Annotated in this window: 22 protein-coding genes and 1 tRNA gene; 5 read left to right on the forward strand and 18 right to left on the reverse strand. The window is 54.5% G+C overall.

The genetic code is table 11. From position 1 onward, the window contains the following. Positions 1-28: 28 nt before the first annotated feature. The 3 genes from rpsI to TW80_RS05080 all read right to left on the reverse strand — a co-directional run bounded on the left by rpsI (position 29) and on the right by TW80_RS05080 (position 2,548). Positions 29-517 carry a 30S ribosomal protein S9 gene (rpsI, locus tag TW80_RS05070; RefSeq protein ID WP_045996215.1) on the reverse strand — a complete coding sequence of 163 codons (489 nt, stop codon included), beginning with the start codon at positions 515-517 and terminating at the stop codon, positions 29-31. Beyond that, positions 517-978 (reverse strand): 50S ribosomal protein L13, encoded by a 462-nt coding sequence (gene rplM, locus TW80_RS05075; protein ID WP_045996216.1) that lies wholly within the window; start codon positions 976-978, stop codon positions 517-519. Before rplM ends, rpsI begins: the two co-directional genes overlap by 1 nt. A 145-nt stretch (positions 979-1,123) precedes the next feature. Continuing rightward, positions 1,124-2,548: an aminotransferase-like domain-containing protein gene (locus tag TW80_RS05080; protein WP_045996217.1), complete on the reverse strand. Its 1,425-nt coding sequence runs from the start codon at positions 2,546-2,548 to the stop codon at positions 1,124-1,126. An 88-nt stretch (positions 2,549-2,636) separates the two neighbouring features. Between TW80_RS05080 and TW80_RS05085 the strand changes: the two genes are divergently transcribed. Further along, complete coding sequence (locus tag TW80_RS05085; RefSeq protein ID WP_045996218.1) at positions 2,637-2,864, forward strand: DUF1127 domain-containing protein; 228 nt, start codon at positions 2,637-2,639, stop codon at positions 2,862-2,864. 94 nt (positions 2,865-2,958) lie between these two features. Here the strand turns inward: TW80_RS05085 and TW80_RS05090 are convergent, their stop codons facing one another. From TW80_RS05090 to TW80_RS05100, 3 genes are all read right to left on the reverse strand, one after another. Further along, positions 2,959-4,428: a carboxypeptidase M32 gene (locus tag TW80_RS05090; RefSeq protein WP_045996219.1), complete on the reverse strand. Its 1,470-nt coding sequence runs from the start codon at positions 4,426-4,428 to the stop codon at positions 2,959-2,961. A gap of 3 nt (positions 4,429-4,431) precedes the next feature. Continuing rightward, a complete protein-coding gene (gene ctaA / locus TW80_RS05095; RefSeq protein WP_045996220.1) occupies positions 4,432-5,565 on the reverse strand; it encodes a heme A synthase in 1,134 nt (377 codons plus the stop codon). Positions 5,566-5,667: 102 nt separating this feature from the next. Next, a complete protein-coding gene (locus TW80_RS05100) occupies positions 5,668-6,408 on the reverse strand; it encodes an RNA methyltransferase (protein ID WP_045996221.1) in 741 nt (246 codons plus the stop codon). 149 nt (positions 6,409-6,557) lie between these two features. Between TW80_RS05100 and TW80_RS05105 the strand changes: the two genes are divergently transcribed. After that, entirely contained in the window at positions 6,558-7,184 is a 627-nt protein-coding gene (locus TW80_RS05105) for a thiamine phosphate synthase (RefSeq protein WP_045996222.1), read from the forward strand. Here the strand turns inward: TW80_RS05105 and TW80_RS05110 are convergent. From TW80_RS05110 to TW80_RS05120, 3 genes are all read right to left on the reverse strand, one after another. Beyond that, entirely contained in the window at positions 7,161-7,991 is an 831-nt protein-coding gene (locus tag TW80_RS05110; RefSeq protein WP_446720129.1) for a lysophospholipid acyltransferase family protein, read from the reverse strand. The two genes, TW80_RS05105 and TW80_RS05110, sit on opposite strands and share 24 nt — an antisense overlap. Continuing rightward, complete coding sequence (locus tag TW80_RS05115) at positions 7,984-8,760, reverse strand: GNAT family N-acetyltransferase (protein WP_045997025.1); 777 nt, start codon at positions 8,758-8,760, stop codon at positions 7,984-7,986. Before TW80_RS05115 ends, TW80_RS05110 begins: the two co-directional genes overlap by 8 nt. 101 nt (positions 8,761-8,861) lie before the next feature. Further along, a complete protein-coding gene (locus tag TW80_RS05120) occupies positions 8,862-9,041 on the reverse strand; it encodes a DUF3553 domain-containing protein (RefSeq protein WP_045996224.1) in 180 nt (59 codons plus the stop codon). Between the two features lie 29 nt (positions 9,042-9,070). On the opposite strand from TW80_RS05120, the gene TW80_RS05125 reads away from it, so the two are divergent. Then, on the forward strand, positions 9,071-9,661 hold the full coding sequence (locus TW80_RS05125) for a histidine phosphotransferase family protein (RefSeq protein WP_045996225.1): 591 nt from the start codon (positions 9,071-9,073) through the stop codon (positions 9,659-9,661). On the opposite strand, the gene TW80_RS05130 is transcribed toward TW80_RS05125, so the two are convergent. From TW80_RS05130 to TW80_RS05165, 8 genes are all read right to left on the reverse strand, one after another. Next, positions 9,658-10,923: a glutamate-5-semialdehyde dehydrogenase gene (locus tag TW80_RS05130; RefSeq protein ID WP_045996226.1), complete on the reverse strand. Its 1,266-nt coding sequence runs from the start codon at positions 10,921-10,923 to the stop codon at positions 9,658-9,660. The genes TW80_RS05125 and TW80_RS05130 overlap by 4 nt on opposite strands. Before the next feature lie 12 nt (positions 10,924-10,935). Beyond that, positions 10,936-12,042 carry a glutamate 5-kinase gene (proB, locus tag TW80_RS05135; protein ID WP_045996227.1) on the reverse strand — a complete coding sequence of 369 codons (1,107 nt, stop codon included), beginning with the start codon at positions 12,040-12,042 and terminating at the stop codon, positions 10,936-10,938. Then, complete coding sequence (obgE, locus tag TW80_RS05140) at positions 12,030-13,076, reverse strand: GTPase ObgE (protein WP_045996228.1); 1,047 nt, start codon at positions 13,074-13,076, stop codon at positions 12,030-12,032. The genes proB and obgE overlap by 13 nt, the downstream gene beginning before the upstream one ends. A gap of 37 nt (positions 13,077-13,113) precedes the next feature. Next, entirely contained in the window at positions 13,114-13,611 is a 498-nt protein-coding gene (locus TW80_RS05145; protein WP_045996229.1) for a GNAT family N-acetyltransferase, read from the reverse strand. Then, positions 13,604-14,119, reverse strand: a complete 516-nt coding sequence (locus TW80_RS05150; RefSeq protein WP_052700890.1) for a GNAT family N-acetyltransferase — start codon at positions 14,117-14,119, stop codon at positions 13,604-13,606. Before TW80_RS05150 ends, TW80_RS05145 begins: the two co-directional genes overlap by 8 nt. Further along, positions 14,119-14,658, reverse strand: a complete 540-nt coding sequence (locus TW80_RS05155) for a GNAT family N-acetyltransferase (RefSeq protein WP_045996230.1) — start codon at positions 14,656-14,658, stop codon at positions 14,119-14,121. The genes TW80_RS05150 and TW80_RS05155 overlap by 1 nt, the downstream gene beginning before the upstream one ends. A gap of 126 nt (positions 14,659-14,784) precedes the next feature. Further along, positions 14,785-15,054, reverse strand: a complete 270-nt coding sequence (gene rpmA / locus TW80_RS05160) for a 50S ribosomal protein L27 (protein WP_045996231.1) — start codon at positions 15,052-15,054, stop codon at positions 14,785-14,787. Positions 15,055-15,066: 12 nt separating this feature from the next. Next, positions 15,067-15,687 (reverse strand): 50S ribosomal protein L21, encoded by a 621-nt coding sequence (locus TW80_RS05165; RefSeq protein WP_045996232.1) that lies wholly within the window; start codon positions 15,685-15,687, stop codon positions 15,067-15,069. 185 nt (positions 15,688-15,872) lie between these two features. Between TW80_RS05165 and TW80_RS05170 the strand changes: the two genes are divergently transcribed. Continuing rightward, complete coding sequence (locus tag TW80_RS05170; protein ID WP_045996233.1) at positions 15,873-16,220, forward strand: hypothetical protein; 348 nt, start codon at positions 15,873-15,875, stop codon at positions 16,218-16,220. Positions 16,221-16,266: 46 nt separating this feature from the next. Here the strand turns inward: TW80_RS05170 and TW80_RS05175 are convergent, their stop codons facing one another. Further along, positions 16,267-16,671, reverse strand: a complete 405-nt coding sequence (locus TW80_RS05175) for a hypothetical protein (protein WP_239450489.1) — start codon at positions 16,669-16,671, stop codon at positions 16,267-16,269. 155 nt (positions 16,672-16,826) lie between these two features. Between TW80_RS05175 and TW80_RS05180 the strand changes: the two genes are divergently transcribed. Beyond that, a tRNA-Ser gene (locus TW80_RS05180) sits at positions 16,827-16,916 on the forward strand. Positions 16,917-17,057 lie beyond the last annotated feature (141 nt).

Genomic DNA, 17,057 nt, shown 5'->3' on the forward strand with positions numbered 1-17,057 from the left:
CCGCCCTTTCGTAAACTCGGTACAGCGATTAACGCTTCGAGAACTGGAAGCTACGACGCGCTTTACGCTTACCGTATTTCTTACGCTCAACAACACGGCTATCGCGTGTCAGGAAGCCAGCTGCTTTCAGTGCGCCGCGCAGAGATGGATCATAAAGCTGAAGCGCTTTTGAGATACCATGCTTAACCGCACCCGCCTGACCAGACAGACCACCACCAGCAACAGTTGCCATGACGTCGAACTGATCAACTACACCAGCAACCTGGAATGGCTGACGCAGGATCATTTGCAGCACAGGGCGCGCAAAGTATGTGTTCATTTCTTTGCCGTTCACGGTCACTTTGCCGGAACCTGGCTTAACCCAAACACGTGCAACCGCGTCTTTACGCTTACCAGTCGCATAAGAACGACCCAGCTCGTCGCGCACAGGTTCGCGTGGCGCTGCAACTTCGACAACTGCTTCAGATGCTTCTGCAACTTGACCCAGCTCTTCGAGGGAATTCACTTGATCAGCCATTATGCAGTCCTCGTGTTCTTTTTGTTCATGGACTTAACGTCCAGAACTTCGGGCTTCTGGGCTTCCATGCCGTGCTCTGCACCAGCGAAAACGCGCAGGTGAGTCATTTGCTGGCGGGACAGTTTGCCACCTGGCAACATGCGCTGAACAGCTTTCATCACGACGCGCTCTGGGTGTGCACCTTCGAGGATCTCAGCCTTTGTTTTGGACTTGATCCCACCAGGGTGGCCAGTGTGCCAGTAGTATTTTTCGTCACGCTTTTTGCCAGTCAGCTGGACTTTGTCAGCGTTGATAACGATCACGTTGTCGCCCATATCCATGTGCGGAGTGAACGAAGGCTTGTGCTTGCCGCGCAAGCGCATAGCGACGATCGAAGCAAGACGGCCCAGAACAACGCCCTCTGCGTCGATCAGGATCCATTTCTTGTCGATATCCGCTGGAGTTGCGGTAAAGGTTTTCATATCTCACCAAAGGTTTGGGGTGGCTTTGCGCCACAGTCATTCGGATTGGGGCGTTATATAGGTAGCCAAAACACAGTCAAGAACAGTTTATCTGTAATTTTCGTTACAATTCAATACTTTATAAATTAGGTATTATTTTACCCCATCAAATCGCGATCCGTTCTGGCGGATGATCCAGCAAGTCGCGCAATCGCTCCATCGCCTGCACGAAACTTGCATGCGAAACCAACCCATTTACGGCAATCCGAACCGCATGAACCGAACGACTATCCCGCAAGGCAAAATCATCGGCAGACTTAATGAGAACACCTGACGCCTCTGCGGCTTGACAAAACTCGCCTGCCCGCCAGCCCATCGGCAGATCCAACCACAAAAACGGGACAGTTTCAGAATAGCGCATCTCATAGCCAGCAAGAATCCGTTTGGCCGCTAGAATATCCTGCCGAATACGTCCCTTAACGCGTGCGATAACTTCATCGAGCTCCGGCGAATTCAACATTGCGGCGTAAAGATCTGTCACAATGCGCGTCACCCCGAATGAGGTGAAAGTCGCGGTGCGGATCAAAGACTTGGCCCAACCATCGGGCGCAACTGCAAAACCCAAACGCAACGATGCCGTCAGTGATTTCGATGGCGAGGTCAGGTACCACCCCAGATCAGGCAACAGCGCGCGATAACTGGGTCCGCCTCTCTCTGTGTGCATCAAACGATAGCAATCGTCGTCAATGACATGAACGCGGTAGGTGCGTGCAAGAGCTGCAATTTCGGCGCGACGCGCGGGTGTAGTTTGTTTGACTGTCGGATTACACACTTCGGCCGAGGTGCAAAACACCTGAACCTTATGTTCTTTGATCGCAGCCTCAAGAGCGGCAACTTCGGGCCCCTCCTCGTCCCATGGAATGCCGACCACCTCTGCGCGACACAGGACGCCAGCGGATCGAAAGCCGCCATAGCTCAGCTCATCAACAGCGATAACAGGTGTTGGCCCGGCCAGCACGCTCTGCAAAATCATCAGAATTGCATTCTGCCCACCGTGGCTTGCGATAATATCATCTAGACCAAACTGGCCGATATGTTGCGGATCAAGGGTATTCGCGAAAGCCAAACGTGCGGGAAGATCGGTTTCCCGGGTGGGATAGCGCAACAGCATATCGGGAGCGGTACTATCTGCCAGTTCACGCATTAGACGCCGGATCATCTCGGTTTGACCAACATCAGGCATCTTGGGGCTGAGCAAATGCGCCTGCCCTTCCTGATCTAGCGCCGGGTCAAAGAAGCGATCCGTTGGCGGCAGGCTGCGCACCGGTTCAGCCTTGGGTTCGGCGACGAAAGTCCCACGCCCGACCCCGGCGTTGAGCTGCCCCTCGTCGATCAGCATTTTGTAGGCCCGCGCGACCGTGCCCGGCGTCACACTTACCCGATAGGCCAAATCCCTGACCGGGGGCAATTTCTGACCAGCCTCAAGCTGACCTGTCGCAATCCCCTCACGAATGGCCTGCGCCAAGGCCTGATACTTTGCACGCCCTGCATTGGCGAGATTTGGCTGCCAAATTGTATCAGGTACAATCATTTTCTAGACCTACACAAAAACCCTTTGTATCAATTCACCAGTAGCACATTGCTACATTGTGTCAATACAAATAGAGGAACATTTCGATATGTCACACGCGCTCCCAGCGGCGCAGTTCGCCGCACTCAGCTCCCAACCTACATTGCCACTTCTGGCCATTGTTGCGGTTCGCTTTGCTGTGGCCGTGACGAAATGGGACGTACGCCGAAAGACGCGCCGCCATCTGCGGAATATGCCACCGTATTTATTGAATGATATTGGTTTGGATGCCTACACTGCATCGACAGAAGCAGCCAAACCTTTCTGGCAAGCCTGACACGTTTGCATCTTCCTGACTGGGCCGGACATTCTCCGGCCCCTTTTTCAGGCATTGTACCGATCAAATCGGGTACAATCAGCAATACATTCGATTACAATCCGTAGATTGCCCCGAATTTCTGCTCTAGGTAGTCCAGCAAAGGCGCTTCGCTTGGCTCAAAACCAGCGGCATGTGTGATTGTGTCAACCGGCGTGCGTAATCCACCAAATTGTTGCAGATTGCTTTGCAACCAACAAGTCGCGGCAGAGGTATCACCACGCGCAAGGTCGTCGTCGAGGTTTGGCAAAGCATCTCGCAAGGACTGATGCAGACAACCCGCATAGACATTACCCAAGGTGTAGGTTGGAAAGTAGCCAAACAATCCTTCAGACCAATGCACGTCCTGCAATACGCCATTTGAAGGTTTATCCACTGCAAACCCAAAGTCAGCCGCAAAGCGATCGTTCCACGCGGCCTCTAGATCAGACACCGCCAGATCACCTGAAATCAGCGCGCGCTCTAAATCAAAGCGAAGCAATACGTGCAAGTTATACTGCACCTCGTCTGCTTCAGTGCGGATGAAGCCGTCGTTCACACGGTTGACCGTTGCATAAAACGCTTCTTCATCGTTGATACCAAATTCACCAAAGCTGTCGCGCATCTGACCATAAAGCCAACCGGTAAAGGCACGGCTGCGCCCCAATTGGTTCTCGTATATTCGGCTCTGGCTTTCGTGGACCCCCATCGAGACTCCGGCCCCCAAGGGCGTCAACAAATGTTGGGTGTCGATCCCCTGCTCATAGGCAGCATGACCGACTTCGTGGATTGTCGAATAAAAGCAGTTAAACGGATCCGTTAGATTGGTCCGCGTCGTAATGCGGACATCCAAACCCGATCCAGATGAAAACGGATGAACGGCCTTATCAATGCGGCCATTATTCAGATTGTATCCAAACGCCAACGCCAGTTTTTCCGACAAGGCCAGCTGCGCTGTCTCATCAAATGTACCGTTCAGCGCGTCGGGTGCCGGACGATCCAAAACCGCCTCACGCAACGCGACCAAGCGTGGGCGCAACGCACCGAACATTGCGCTCAGGCTCTCGCCACTTGCGCCCGGTTCATAATCGTCCAGCAACGCGTCATAAGGATCGGCATCACCAGCAACGGCCGCTGCCTCTTCTTTACGTAGCGCGACCACCTTTTCCAGAATCGGCAGAAAGCTCGCTACGTCCTCGTCTTCACGGGCCTTGGCCCAAATGCGGTGCGCAAGGGATGTCGTTTTCGCAAGTTCCGCTGCCAATTTGGCGGGGACCTTCGATGTGCGTTCATAGCTCCGCTTAATGTGACGCAGATTGGCTTGCGCAACCTCATCAACGGCCTCTGCCTTAGCGAGCCATTCCCCTACACGGGGATCAATCCGACGCGCATGTAGAATATTCGCCATCGCACCATGTTCTTCGGCACGCTGCGGCGTCGCCCCCTCAGGCATATGGGTTTCCTGATCCCAGCTCAAGCGCCCCGCGATTTGGCCTAATGCCTCAGTCTCGCGCTGAAACTGCATGAGTTCGTCATATGCGGTCATAATTTAGCCCCGTACAGATTGAGAAACAGGATATTGCGACAAGAAGCGCGCGCGCAGGATCAACACCCACAAGGCAACCGCACCAATCTGGTGCACGATCGCAATATGCCACGGCGCAGAATAAATAACGGTAAAGATCCCAAGCACCATTTGTAGAAACATCATCCCAAAGACACCGTGATAGGCCGCCTTAATTTTGCGATTAGCCGATTTGCGGGCACGCAAGAAAACAAACAACCCATAAGCAAAGAGCGTATAGCCCGCCATCCGGTGCATGAACTGCACAAGGCCATCGTTTTCAAAGAAATTGCGCCACATCGGTTCGATGTCCAATGGATGCGGCGGCAAGAACCCACCAGCCATCAGCGGCCAATCGGGATAACCACGGCCCGCGTCAATGCCAGCCACCAATGCGCCCAGCAAAATTTGGACAAAGGCGAGCACGATCAGCACCGTCGAAAGCCGCAGCATCTTGTGATCTGCGTTTCGACGCGCCTGCAAAAGATCCGCCTGTGTACGTCCTAGATGCAGCGCATAGACGATGATCATGCCGACGATAACAAACGCAAGCCCCAAATGGGTGGCCAATCTGTACGAGGCGACATCCAACATCCCCTCACCCAAACCAGAAGAAACCATCCACCATCCAATTGCTCCTTGCAGGCCGATCAGTGCACCGACAGCAAACATCCGACCAGTCCAACCTGTCGGCACCTTGCGTAGGGCGACAAAGGCGACAAAACCGACAGCCCAAACAAGCCCAATCAACCGACCGAGCTGGCGATGACCCCATTCCCACCAATAGATGGATTTAAATTCCGAGAGGCTCATGCCCTTGTTCTGAAGCTGGTACTCTGGAATCTCTTTGTATTTTTCAAACTCAGCGAGCCACGCGGCCTCGCTCATTGGAGGCACAGCACCCGTTACGGGTTTCCATTCCGTGATCGACAGGCCACTGTCGGTTAGTCGCGTCAGACCACCAACCGCGATCATCACGACAACCAATGCGAAAAGGACCAAAAACCAAACGCGGATCGCACGACGCGCACCGCTCACGGCCCGATCTATCGCACCCGGTGCGGCAACCTGTTTCGGGGTATCCCCGACCTCTTCAAAAATAGAACGTTTAGTCGCCATCATGGCCTCCGGATTAGTCTTGAAGTGGAAAGTAGGGCCGCACCCATACCGCTGCAAGCGGCAGTATGACGCAAGGCCCCGTAGGGTGGATCTTGATCCACCTTACCCGCGTTCTTTCCAACGCACCATTTGGCGCATAATACCGTGCAGCATTTGCGCATCAGCGCGGGTCAGCGGCATCCGCGACCAAAGATTGCGCAGGTTCAGCTTCATATTTGCAGCTTTATGTTCGGGAAAGAAAAACCCTGCCTCATCCAATCGCTGTTCGTAATGCTCGCTTAGCTTTTCGATTTCGATTTGCTCGGCCATATCGCCTGCGGCACCCATCGACATTGGTGTCGCTGGGACGCTCTCGCGACGCCACTCATAGCCCGTCAGCAAAACACATTGCGCCAGATTAAGCGAAGCAAACTCAGGATTCACCGGCACCGAAATAATCGCATTTGCGCGTGCGATATCGTCGTTTTCCATCCCCGCGCGTTCTGGTCCAAACATAACCGCAACCTTTCCGCCCGCTGCGATCCGTTTGCGCGCGTCTTGCATCGCAGCCTCTGGCGTAAAGACAGGTTTCGTTAGATCACGCGGACGCGCAGTGGTCGCATAGACATAATCGCAATCGCCAATCGCGCTCGGCGTGTCATCGAACAGCTGCGCCTCGTCCAGCAAACGTCCTGCACCACTGGCCATCGCGACGGCCTTTTGGTTCGGCCAGCCATCGCGCGGATCGACAATCCGCATACGGTCCAAACCAAAATTCCACATGGCACGCGCCGCCGCGCCGATATTTTCGCCCATTTGCGGACGGATTAAGACAAAAGCGGGTTGAGGATTTGAGCTTGGCATCTGGCTTCCTTTGGGTTCGGGTCGCGTGATACGCCGGGGTGCCGCGCAACGCAAGGAATGCAAACGACAGCCTAGCGTTGCTGCCCCATAGCCAAGCCCGCCAATCCACGCTAGAACCGCCAAAGCAAAGACCACCGCGGAATAATAATATGTCAGACGCCCCAGAACAGCCTCAGGTCTACCTGATCACTCCCTCAGAATTCGAGCTATCCACCTTTCCAGATCAACTGGCAGCATGCCTTGATCAGACTGAAGTCGCCTGCGTTCGCTTGTCGCTTGGGACCAAGGACGAAACACGCATCGCCAAAGCTGCCGACGCACTGCGCGAGGTGACCCATGCGCGTGATGTCGCACTGGTCATCGACAGCCATATTATGATGGTTGAGCGCCTTGGGCTAGATGGCGTGCATCTCCTTGATGCAGCGAAATCCGTGATCAAGACCCGCAAGGAATTGGGCGAAGACGCAATTGTGGGTGCCTTTTGCGGCACATCCAGTCACGAAGGCATGACCGCCGGTGAAATGGGTGCGGATTATGTAAGCTTTGGCCCCATCGGAAAATCACCACTCGGCACCGGAGAACAAGCAGGTCGTGACCTGTTCGAATGGTGGTCCATGATGATCGAAGTTCCCGTTGTCGCCGAAGGTGCACTTGACGCTGAACTCATCAAGTCCTTTGCGCCTCATACCGATTTCTTTGGCATCGGTGATGAAATTTGGCGCACGGACAATCCGGCAAAGGCGCTCGCGGACCTAACCGCTGCGATGATCCTCTAGACCTGCCCGCACTGTTGCCTCTAGCTGTTTGGCCAGTACCTTGCGATCATGAAACGCAGCCACCCGCACTGGCGGGTGGTAAACCACTGTAACGCCGCCCTGGCGTTTGGCGGCCAAGGTCGACAAAAGATGTGGTCCGAACTCCATATCGCCCCACCAGCCGTAAAAGCGTGAATCCGCACCCTCTGGGGCCGTATAGCAAAGCGAAACGGGTTGAATTTCTAATTTATCGCGCAACGCTGGGTCAAGAAATGCCGCAAACAACGTCGGTTTGAATGGCAAGACCCGCAGCCCATCAGTCGATGTCCCCTCTGGAAAAAACAAAAGCCGGTGGCCCACAGTAAGCCGTTCTTTGAACAACCCGACTTGTGCCACCGCATCTGAGCGCGTGCGCCGGATAAACAATGTGCCCGTCGCCCGTGCGAGCCAACCAATGCCGGGCCATCCCGAGACCTCGTGTTTTGCGACGAAATAGATCCGTTTACGGGCATTCAGCGCAAAGATATCTAACCACGAGGCATGGTTGGCAACGACCGCGCCACCGCTTTTCATAGGGGTGCCGATTGTACGAAACCGCATTCCTAGAATGACAAACGCGCCTCGACACACAAATTGCGTGATATATGGGGTAACAGGGCGACGCAGACCGCAGATGGGATATTCAAATGCCCGCACGACAAGCAAAACCAACAAGCCACCAAAGACCAAAACGATAAGCGGCACCGCACGTGCAACCACCCGCAACCAGTCAAGCCAGCCGATCTTCAGCTCGGGCGGCTGATTGATGCTTGTCCATGCATTAGACACGTGTGCGCCCTTTCCCATAGATTGCGCGCTGCAATCCTGACACTGCGTCGGCCGCCAATATCAGGCAAATATCGGTTGTATTGAACGCGTGATCGACAAATGCACCGTCACCGACCGTACCACCTAGCCGCAGGTACGCCTTTATCAAGGCTGGCGTGTCGCGCATTGCCGCAACCCGATCAATCTGATCAGCTGGCCGCATATTCAGCGCCACCGCTGTATCTCCTTGGGCGGTCACCCGCAATTCTTGGGGCGCAAGATGCCTGTCGTGCAAAAGGCTGAGCGGAGCAGCAAGCCTTTCTAGATCTGTCCCATGAAAAGATGCGGCCCCAAACATGACTTCGATCTTTTCACGCTCTGCCAAGTCAGACAGTGCACCCCAAAGATGCATCATACCCGCCCCACCGCGATAGTCGGCATGCAAACACGACCGCCCCAATTCAAGTAGACGTTTCCCGCTTTGCTCGAGGATCGAAAGATCAAATTCATCCGCACAATAAAATTGCCCGGATTGCTGAGCACGCTCTTTGGTGAGCAAACGGTAAACACCAACGACTTGATCGTCCTCGGGACGCGCCCGATCCTTTAGCAGAAGATGCAGTGCATTTTCGTCGTATCTATCGCGTTCAAGCTGTTGTTCATGATCGACCAATGCGCCTGCACCACCAAGTTCCCGTACAAACACATCATAGCGCAAACGTTGCGCTGCCCGGATATCATCGGGCGTTTGGGCCATAGAAACCTCAAACTGTGGAGCGTGGTAAGACATTGATACCTGTGTCAGAGCCATTGGCCTAGGTCCGGCTTTCTACGGTTGCGTTAACGATTTGACAACCATTGTGGCACTACGTCTAAACGTAGAAAACATCCTTAACGATCAACCAAGATGAGCCCGAGCTGTGACCCATCAATGACTACTTTACCTTCTTCTCGAAAATTGACGGTAATCTTGCCGCCCACATTTGACTGGACCTGTCCAACACCCCAGTCAGGCTGCGCGGGATGGCGCACCAACATACCGGGTTCCAAAATGGCATTTATGCCGATCATTTCACTTCCCTCCCAAAGGAGACCACACCATGCAACCTGATTTGGCCGCACTTGTGGGTTCACGTATTTGTCACGACCTTATCAGCCCTATCGGCGCGATCGGCAATGGGGTTGAGCTATTATCGCTCACCAACGGCAGCACCGCAGCCGAAATGGCGCTGATCAATGATAGCGTTCAAAATGCGAACGCACGCATTCGGCTCTTTCGGATCGCTTTTGGCGCCGCTGGAGACGGGCACCGGATCAGTAACGGCGAGGTGCAGGGGATTCTCGCTGCCATCTCGGAAGGTGGGCGCAATAAAATCAACTGGCAAGTTGCGGGTGATCAACAACGTCGCTGTGTACGTTTGGCGTTATTGGTTGTGCTATGCTTTGAAAGCGCCTTGCCTATGGGCGGCGAAATCACAATCGTGCTGAACGGCGACACATGGGAGTTTACGGCCAACGCCAGACGTATCAATTTTGATGAAGCGCTTTGGAATAATGTTCAAATGCCACGCAATGACCAGCAACATACCGCGGCGCAGGTGCAATTCGCCCTGCTACCGCAAGCTTTAGCCGAAGCTGATCGAACGTTGCGTTTTCATGCCACCGAAACGACCCTAACTGCGCAGTTTTAACTGCGCAGCGTGCCATCCCCGGTTACCAAATACTTAAAGCTGGTCAGTTGCACCGCACCCACTGGGCCACGCGCATGCAATTTGCCTGTCGCGATACCGATTTCAGCGCCCATTCCGAACTCTCCGCCGTCAGCAAATTGCGTGGATGCATTGCGCATCAGGATCGCGCTGTCCAATCCGCGGAAGAATTGATCGGCAACTGCGTCATCTTCACAGATCACCGCATCTGTATGGTTCGACCCAAACTCACGAATATGGGCAATCGCCCCGTCAATCCCATCGACCACTTTTGCGGCGATGATCATATCCAGAAACTCGTGACCAAAATCAGATGCCTGTGCCACGACTGTGCCTTCTGTTTCGGCTAGAACACCGTCTGCACGCACTTCGACGCCTGCGCCCAATAGGTCACGGGTAAGGATATCGCCGTGCAGATCATAAAACGCCTGATCGACAAGCAAACATTCGGCGGACCCACAAATTCCGGTGCGACGGGTCTTTGCGTTCAGCAAGACTTGACGTGCCTTTTCGAGGTCAGCGCTGGCATCGACATAGACGTGGCAGATGCCTTCAAGATGCGCGAATACGGGCACACGCGCTTCTTTTTGAACGAGACCAACCAGCCCTTTACCACCCCGAGGGACGATAACGTCGATGTAATCCGTCGCCTGCAGCATCGCGGAAACGGCCGCACGATCACGTGTCGGGATCAATTGGATCGCGGCCTCAGGAAGCCCGGCGCTCTTGAGGCCGGCAACGAGACAGGCATGAATAGCTTGGCTCGAATGAAAGCTCTCGGAACCGCCACGTAAGATCACCGCATTACCAGATTTGAGGCACAACGCTCCGGCATCGGCGGTTACGTTTGGACGGCTTTCGTAGATGACGCCGATCACACCGATTGGAGTCCGAACGCGCTGAATATGCAAACCTGTTGGTTGGGTCCATTCTTCGGTCACTGCACCAATCGGATCATCCTGCGCGGCAACAGCCCGCAAACCATCAACGATCCCGGAAATCCGGTCCTCGTTCAGCATGAGACGGTCCATCATCGCAGGAGAAAGGCCCTTGTTCGCGCCGAACGCCATATCTTTCTTGTTGGCGGCGATGATCGCGTCACGCTGGTCCCATACGGCATCTGCAGCTGCATTTAGCGCATCTGTCTTTGCCTGTGCCGGAGCAGTAGCGAGAACGGTCGCAGCGGCTCGCGCCGCTGTTCCGATTTGCGTCATCATTGTTGCGATTTGCGTTTGCTCATTCATCGTCTCGCCCCCTTAAAGCGCCATGTCATCACGGTGCACCAATGCAGCCCGGCCTTCATACCCCAGAACTGCGGAAATTTCATTTGATCTGCGGCCACGAATCTTACCGGCCTCTTCTGCCGTGTAGCGTGACAATCCCTGCCCGAGCTGGTTCCCTTGCGCGTCCATAATGGCAATCACGTCGCCTCGGCCAAATCGGCCCGTCACCTTTGAAATACCGGCCGGAAGCAGGCTTTTGCCCGACATCAATGCAGCCTTCGCCCCGTCATCAACAACAACTGATCCTGTGGGTTTCATCGAAAATATCCAACGCTTGCGCGCCGCTTGTGGATCAGTTTGCGCCGCAAACCAGGTCGTCCGCGCGCCATTTTCTAACGCAGCGAGCGGGCTATTCTGGGTCCCCAAGGCAATTGCCATGGCGCAACCAGCCTCTGTTGCCATGCGAGCCGCCATGATCTTGGTGATCATGCCCCCCTTGGACAAACCAGACCCGACATCCCCCGCCATTGCTTCAATATCAGGCGTGATTTTTGACACATTTTCAATGTGTTTTGCATCAGTATTAATGCGCGGATTACCTGTGTATAAGCCATCTACATCAGACAATAGAACCAGTTGGTCGGCCCCGATTGTCACCGCAACTTGGGCGGCAAGACGATCATTATCTCCGTAGCGGATTTCATCGGTCGCAATGGTGTCGTTCTCGTTAACGATCGGGGTGACGCCCAGTGACAGCATGGTTTCCATCGTCGCGCGCGTATTCAGATAGCGGCGCCGATCATGCGAATCCTCGAGCGTGACCAACACTTGCCCGGTGACAATACCATGAAGCGCCAGCGCCTCTTCGTAAGCACGCGCTAGTCGTATTTGCCCAACTGCGGCGGCAGCTTGTGATTGCTCGAGTGACAAGGCGGCAGGCGGCAGTCCCAGCACGCCACGACCCAAGGCAATCGACCCAGATGAAACCAGTACAACATCGGTCCCACGCGCACGAATACGCGCGACATCGCCGGCCAATGAGGTGAGCCATTCCCGACTCAATGCGCCAGTTTGCGCATCAACCAGAAGTGCCGAACCAATTTTGACGACAAGCCGTTTTGCTTGGGTTAAGGTTGCCATGGGGCGTCCTCTTCCGCTTCCTCCGCGGCCTTGCGATGTCGCAATCTGTTTTCGTCAATCTCAGAGCGTAAAGCACGCAAAACATCTGGAATACCTTCGCGGCTGACGCCAGACATCAACATCACGGGACCTTCGGCAACCGCTTCGATTTCTTCTTTTAGGAATGCGCGTTCTTCGTCATCGAGAGTATCGATTTTGTTCAAAACCGTAATCCGTGGCTTCTCGGCGAGCTCACCACCATAGGCTTCAAGCTCTCCGACAATCGTGGTGAGGTCACCTGCCGGATCACCCGAAGTTCCATCAATGAGATGCAAAAGCACGGCACAGCGCTCAACATGGCTGAGGAATGTATCACCCAATCCACGCCCTTCTGATGCGCCCTCGATCAAGCCGGGAATATCTGCGACGACAAATTCGACCTCATCAATGCCAACCACACCAAGGTTCGGAATCAACGTGGTAAAGGGATAGTCAGCAACTTTGGGCCGCGCGTTTGAAGTCGCCGACAGGAACGTCGATTTACCCGCATTCGGCATGCCCAGCAAGCCGACATCAGCAATCAGTTTTAGGCGCAGCCAAATCGTGCGCTCCACACATTCTTGGCCTGGGTTCGCACGGCGCGGCGCCTGGTTGGTCGCCGACTTAAAGTGCAAGTTGCCCCAGCCGCCGTTACCGCCCTTAGCCACAACGATACGTTGTCCAACCTCGGTCAGATCGGCGATCACCGTTTCTTCGTCTTCGTCGATAATCTCGGTCCCGACGGGAACGCGCAGGACCTTGTCCTCGCCATCCTTACCGGTGCGTTGACTGCCCATGCCGTGTTGACCGTTTCCAGCGAAAAAGTGTTGCTGATAGCGAAAGTCGATCAACGTATTCAGACCTTCGACGGCCTCGACAATTACATCGCCGCCCTTACCACCGTCGCCACCATCCGGGCCACCGTATTCGATGAACTTTTCGCGCCGAAAGGAAATACACCCGCCGCCACCTGCGCCGGAGCGAATATAGACCTTAGCGAGATCGAGAAATTTCATATTGTTTGCTTTCCGCGCTGTTTCAGCAGGCGATAGTCTATTGTGCGCCGCTTCTCAAGCGCTGCCAGACGTCGCGTTGCAGACTATAATACTCTAATGCGGTTTCTTCGTCGCGCGCGAGCGCATGTTCGGTGCCGTTTCGGGACAGGGTGAACCCCAGCTTGGTCAACACACGCCGTGAACCGGGGTTGTCGGCCCAAACACTCGCTGTCATCTCAAGCAAACTAGGGTCGCGAAAACCGTGGTTGATCGCTATCACTGTCATCTTGGACATGATCCCCTGCCCCCAATGAGATGGGGCTAACATATATCCTAGCTCGCCTTCGGTGACAGAAACCGTACCGATTAAAGTGGGCGCAAATATACCCCACACGAACCCGCGACCCGCGTAGGGTTTGCAACGATTTGCTGTAAACTCCCGATCAGCAGGCCAAGGCCAACTGCCCATTTGGCGCACGACCTCCCAGTCGCTTACAAGCGCGTGGAGTTGTTCGATATCCGTTTCAACCAGATTTCGGTACAAAATATCAGCCATTTGCTCGCAGCCAATCTTGCCGAGATAAAGCAACGGAACGTGCGTCCACCTCTTGCCCGCGCGCCTTGGAAAACTGCACTGATGGTCCGACCTCGCGGAACCCCAGCTTGTACAGAACACGGGCAGAGCGTTCGTTGCCTAGGAAATAGCTTGAATGCACCGTATCCAATGTCTGCGTTTCAAAGAAGTTGGACAAGGCAGCCTGAGCTGCCTCAGTCGCGATCCCCTGCCCCCAAGCATGCTGCGCCAGCCAATATCCAAGCTCTTTTCCGACAGAGATCACCCCCTGAAACGCCGTATCCAGCGTAATGACCCACAATTGACCAATCTCGCCCGCGCGATCCATCGCAAGAAATTCCTGAGCGTCTGCATAGGTGTAGGGATGCGCAACCGGGACCAGCCATTTCGACACAGCAAAATCGCCTGCGTGAAGTGTGACCTCTTCAAGGTCGCCTTCATGCAGCGCCCGCAGAACGAGCCGATCGGTTTGCAGTGTCGGAACAGGCATTAGTCCACCTTGAGCGTATATGTCCAAGTCGGCACAGTCGCACCACGCGCGACAGAAAATGCCTCGGCATCGCCAAGATAGTCGAAACCACAGTTGGTCAATACACGCGCGGACCCCGGGTTGTCTTGGAACACCTCAGCAAAGACGCGTTCTGACTTATGCGGGTTCGCGGCAATCAATGCGCGCACGGCCTCGGACGCGAGCCCAGTATTCCAAAACGCCGGTGCAATCCAAAAGAACACCTCGGACTGGTTCCGATCCATCCGCTCTAGGCTAATCATCCCAAGCGCTTCGGCATGACCCTGTTCCGATCCATCAATGACCCAAATGTCTTCGGTCCGGTCCGGTTGGGACGCGCGATCAATCAACGCCTCGATGGTACCCGGTGGCAAAGGATGCGGAATGGACCGCGTCCCGCGCGCCACACGTTCATCGGCGGCATACATGGCGATCAGCCCGGCATCAGATTTACGACATGGCCGCAGAACAAACCGCTCTGCAGTAATCGTGTCTTGAATTGTTATCTCTTCATGAATCATTGCTTCCCCTCCTCGAAAACACGATCACCCCGAGGCACGCATAAATCTCTAACGTGGCAAGAGTATGAATAAAAAAAGGGACCGGCGATTGCCGATCCCTGAAATTTGCTACCTAAGGTAATCGGCTTATTCAGCGGCCTCCGCCACTGGGAGAACCGAAATAAAGGTGCGGCCCTTGAGGCCCTTGTGGAACTGGACGTTGCCTTCGACAGTTGCAAAGATTGTGTGATCTTTGCCCATGCCAACACCAGCGCCTGGCCACATTTTTGTGCCGCGCTGACGCATGATGATGTTGCCAGGGATAACTGACTCGCCACCGAATTTCTTAACGCCCAGACGACGACCAGCTGAGTCGCGTCCGTTACGGGATGAACCGCCTGCTTTTTTATGTGCCATTGGTGTCTCTCCTTAGCCTTTAGCCAGCTCAACCGCTTGCGCGATCCAGCCTTCACGTTCGATGCGACCTTTGAAGGACAGTTTCTCGTCCATCGCAGCCACGTCTTCGGGTGTCCATGCAGCAATCTGTGCAAAGGTTGTTACACCAGCTTCATGCAGCTTCTTTTCAAGAGCAGGACCAACGCCCGACAATTGCTTCAGATCATCTGCGCCTGCAGGTGCAGCAGCTTTCTTAGGTGCCGCAGCTTTTTTCGCAGGTTTCGCCGCAGGTGCAGCCGCAACTGGTGCAGCGCCGTTTACGGCAGCTTTTACGCCAGACTTATCAGCACCTTTTTCAAGGATGTCGCCGATACGTACCAGTGTCAGTTGCTGACGGTGACCTTTTTTCCGTGCAGAAGAGTGCTTACGACGACGCTTTACGAAGTTAATCGTTTTTGGGCCTTTGATTTGATCAATCACTTCAGCCTGAACGCCAGCACCTTCAACAAATGGCGCGCCCACAGTTGAGCCTACCATCAAAATCTCGTTGAATTGAACTGTTTCGCCAGCAGCTGCTGCCAGCTTTTCTACGCGGAGCACGTCGCCAGAAGCGACTTTGTATTGCTTGCCGCCGGTTTTCAAAACCGCAAACATATGGTCTTCCTTCGTTTTTCGCGTCTCTGAGGCCCCGGATTTCCGGCGTTAGTGGCAAAAGCCGCCTGTAAACAGCGCGCCCATTGGGCGTGATTTCGCATATTCACGCACAAGATACTTGTACGGATGGCGGCTTATCTGCCCAATACCGTTATAAGTCAACCCATAAAGAGGGCCTTTGAACGATGCGTGCCGTCCTTGTCACCCTTGTTATTCTGAGCGGATGCAGCGGTGATGCAAATCACCTTGGCAACCCACTTTTGCTCCCTCTTTCTGGCGGGAGCACCCTCTTGGGTAATGCCATCTACAACCAAAGGCGTGGCGCAGTCGAGGTCTATGTCAAAACCAACCACCCCGCGATCCTATCGGACATTCGAAATAATGGCGGGGCTCATCTGGATGAGGCGATGGATATCGCCCAGATCCCGACAACAGATCGAAATGCGCGCATCATCCAACTCTCCGCGGACATCGCGCTTTATGAAACAAGCCCCGAAGCGCTCATCGTCGCGCTAATGGTCTACGGGCAATAGCAGCGCAGGCCCCAATCGCAACGGATCAGGGCCAACGAAACTTGATTTAGAAATCGGCGTATGCGGAATCGCGTTGCGCGACCAAATCCCAAAATGCTTTTGACTTGGCGATATCATCGGCCATCGCGACGGGAACACCACGTGCGATCATTCGTTGATATAAGGTCTCAGGATAACCGGGTGTGACCGGTGGCACGCTGACCATTGGATTAATATCCGCCGCACGCGCACGTGCCTCTATCGGGCAATCCTTGGTCGGATTTCCACTCAGCGCTTGCCCTGCCTCTGCGCTCTTGGTGACTGCCGCATAATAAATGGCGCACTCGCTCATAACGAGGGCCTGCTGACGCGGATCATCAACAGGCAAATTATCCTCAACAACAATGGGTGGCGTTTGATCACATGCAGCCAATACGCACAAAGCAAACGCGGACATTTTAATCGGAGACAATGCTCTTTCCTTTTCGTGACTTTATGGCGCCACCATACCCAGCAAAAAACAAATGCCAACCCGATCCAAATCGCAATAATCCTCCTTCTCCCCGATAGGTTACAAATTCCCCTTGCACCCAAACAAGAGCCATACTACGAGGCAGCACCCCCCGCGGAGAGGTGCCGGAGTGGTCGAACGGGGCGGTCTCGAAAACCGTTGTGGGCGCAAGTCCACCCAGGGTTCGAATCCCTGTCTCTCCGCCACCTATCATTTTCACTCAATTTCATTTGATGCTGTTTCGCGTTTTATGGGGCGTTCTTTGTTAGTATACCATAAAGAAACGGATAGCCTCCACAGCCAACTCTAAGGATCTGCTGACCGATCTGCGCGCGTATGACGGTGTA

It is taken from the genome of Loktanella sp. S4079 (assembly GCF_000967725.1).
Lineage (GTDB): Bacteria > Pseudomonadota > Alphaproteobacteria > Rhodobacterales > Rhodobacteraceae > Yoonia.

Excerpts from the sequence above, each read along its gene's own strand:
- rpsI (WP_045996215.1), bottom strand. The coding sequence starts at position 517 with ATGGCTGATCAAGTGAATTCCCTCGAAGAGCTGGGTCAAGTTGCAGAA.
- rplM (WP_045996216.1), bottom strand. The coding sequence starts at position 978 with ATGAAAACCTTTACCGCAACTCCAGCGGATATCGACAAGAAATGGATC.
- TW80_RS05080 (WP_045996217.1), bottom strand. The coding sequence starts at position 2,548 with ATGATTGTACCTGATACAATTTGGCAGCCAAATCTCGCCAATGCAGGG.
- TW80_RS05085 (WP_045996218.1), top strand. The coding sequence starts at position 2,637 with ATGTCACACGCGCTCCCAGCGGCGCAGTTCGCCGCACTCAGCTCCCAA.
- TW80_RS05090 (WP_045996219.1), bottom strand. The coding sequence starts at position 4,428 with ATGACCGCATATGACGAACTCATGCAGTTTCAGCGCGAGACTGAGGCA.
- ctaA (WP_045996220.1), bottom strand. The coding sequence starts at position 5,565 with ATGGCGACTAAACGTTCTATTTTTGAAGAGGTCGGGGATACCCCGAAA.
- TW80_RS05100 (WP_045996221.1), bottom strand. The coding sequence starts at position 6,408 with ATGCCAAGCTCAAATCCTCAACCCGCTTTTGTCTTAATCCGTCCGCAA.
- TW80_RS05105 (WP_045996222.1), top strand. The coding sequence starts at position 6,558 with ATGTCAGACGCCCCAGAACAGCCTCAGGTCTACCTGATCACTCCCTCA.
- TW80_RS05115 (WP_045997025.1), bottom strand. The coding sequence starts at position 8,760 with ATGTCTTACCACGCTCCACAGTTTGAGGTTTCTATGGCCCAAACGCCC.
- TW80_RS05120 (WP_045996224.1), bottom strand. The coding sequence starts at position 9,041 with ATGATCGGCATAAATGCCATTTTGGAACCCGGTATGTTGGTGCGCCAT.
- TW80_RS05125 (WP_045996225.1), top strand. The coding sequence starts at position 9,071 with ATGCAACCTGATTTGGCCGCACTTGTGGGTTCACGTATTTGTCACGAC.
- TW80_RS05130 (WP_045996226.1), bottom strand. The coding sequence starts at position 10,923 with ATGAATGAGCAAACGCAAATCGCAACAATGATGACGCAAATCGGAACA.
- proB (WP_045996227.1), bottom strand. The coding sequence starts at position 12,042 with ATGGCAACCTTAACCCAAGCAAAACGGCTTGTCGTCAAAATTGGTTCG.
- obgE (WP_045996228.1), bottom strand. The coding sequence starts at position 13,076 with ATGAAATTTCTCGATCTCGCTAAGGTCTATATTCGCTCCGGCGCAGGT.
- TW80_RS05145 (WP_045996229.1), bottom strand. The coding sequence starts at position 13,611 with ATGGCTGATATTTTGTACCGAAATCTGGTTGAAACGGATATCGAACAA.
- TW80_RS05150 (WP_052700890.1), bottom strand. The coding sequence starts at position 14,119 with ATGCCTGTTCCGACACTGCAAACCGATCGGCTCGTTCTGCGGGCGCTG.
- TW80_RS05155 (WP_045996230.1), bottom strand. The coding sequence starts at position 14,658 with ATGATTCATGAAGAGATAACAATTCAAGACACGATTACTGCAGAGCGG.
- rpmA (WP_045996231.1), bottom strand. The coding sequence starts at position 15,054 with ATGGCACATAAAAAAGCAGGCGGTTCATCCCGTAACGGACGCGACTCA.
- TW80_RS05165 (WP_045996232.1), bottom strand. The coding sequence starts at position 15,687 with ATGTTTGCGGTTTTGAAAACCGGCGGCAAGCAATACAAAGTCGCTTCT.
- TW80_RS05170 (WP_045996233.1), top strand. The coding sequence starts at position 15,873 with ATGCGTGCCGTCCTTGTCACCCTTGTTATTCTGAGCGGATGCAGCGGT.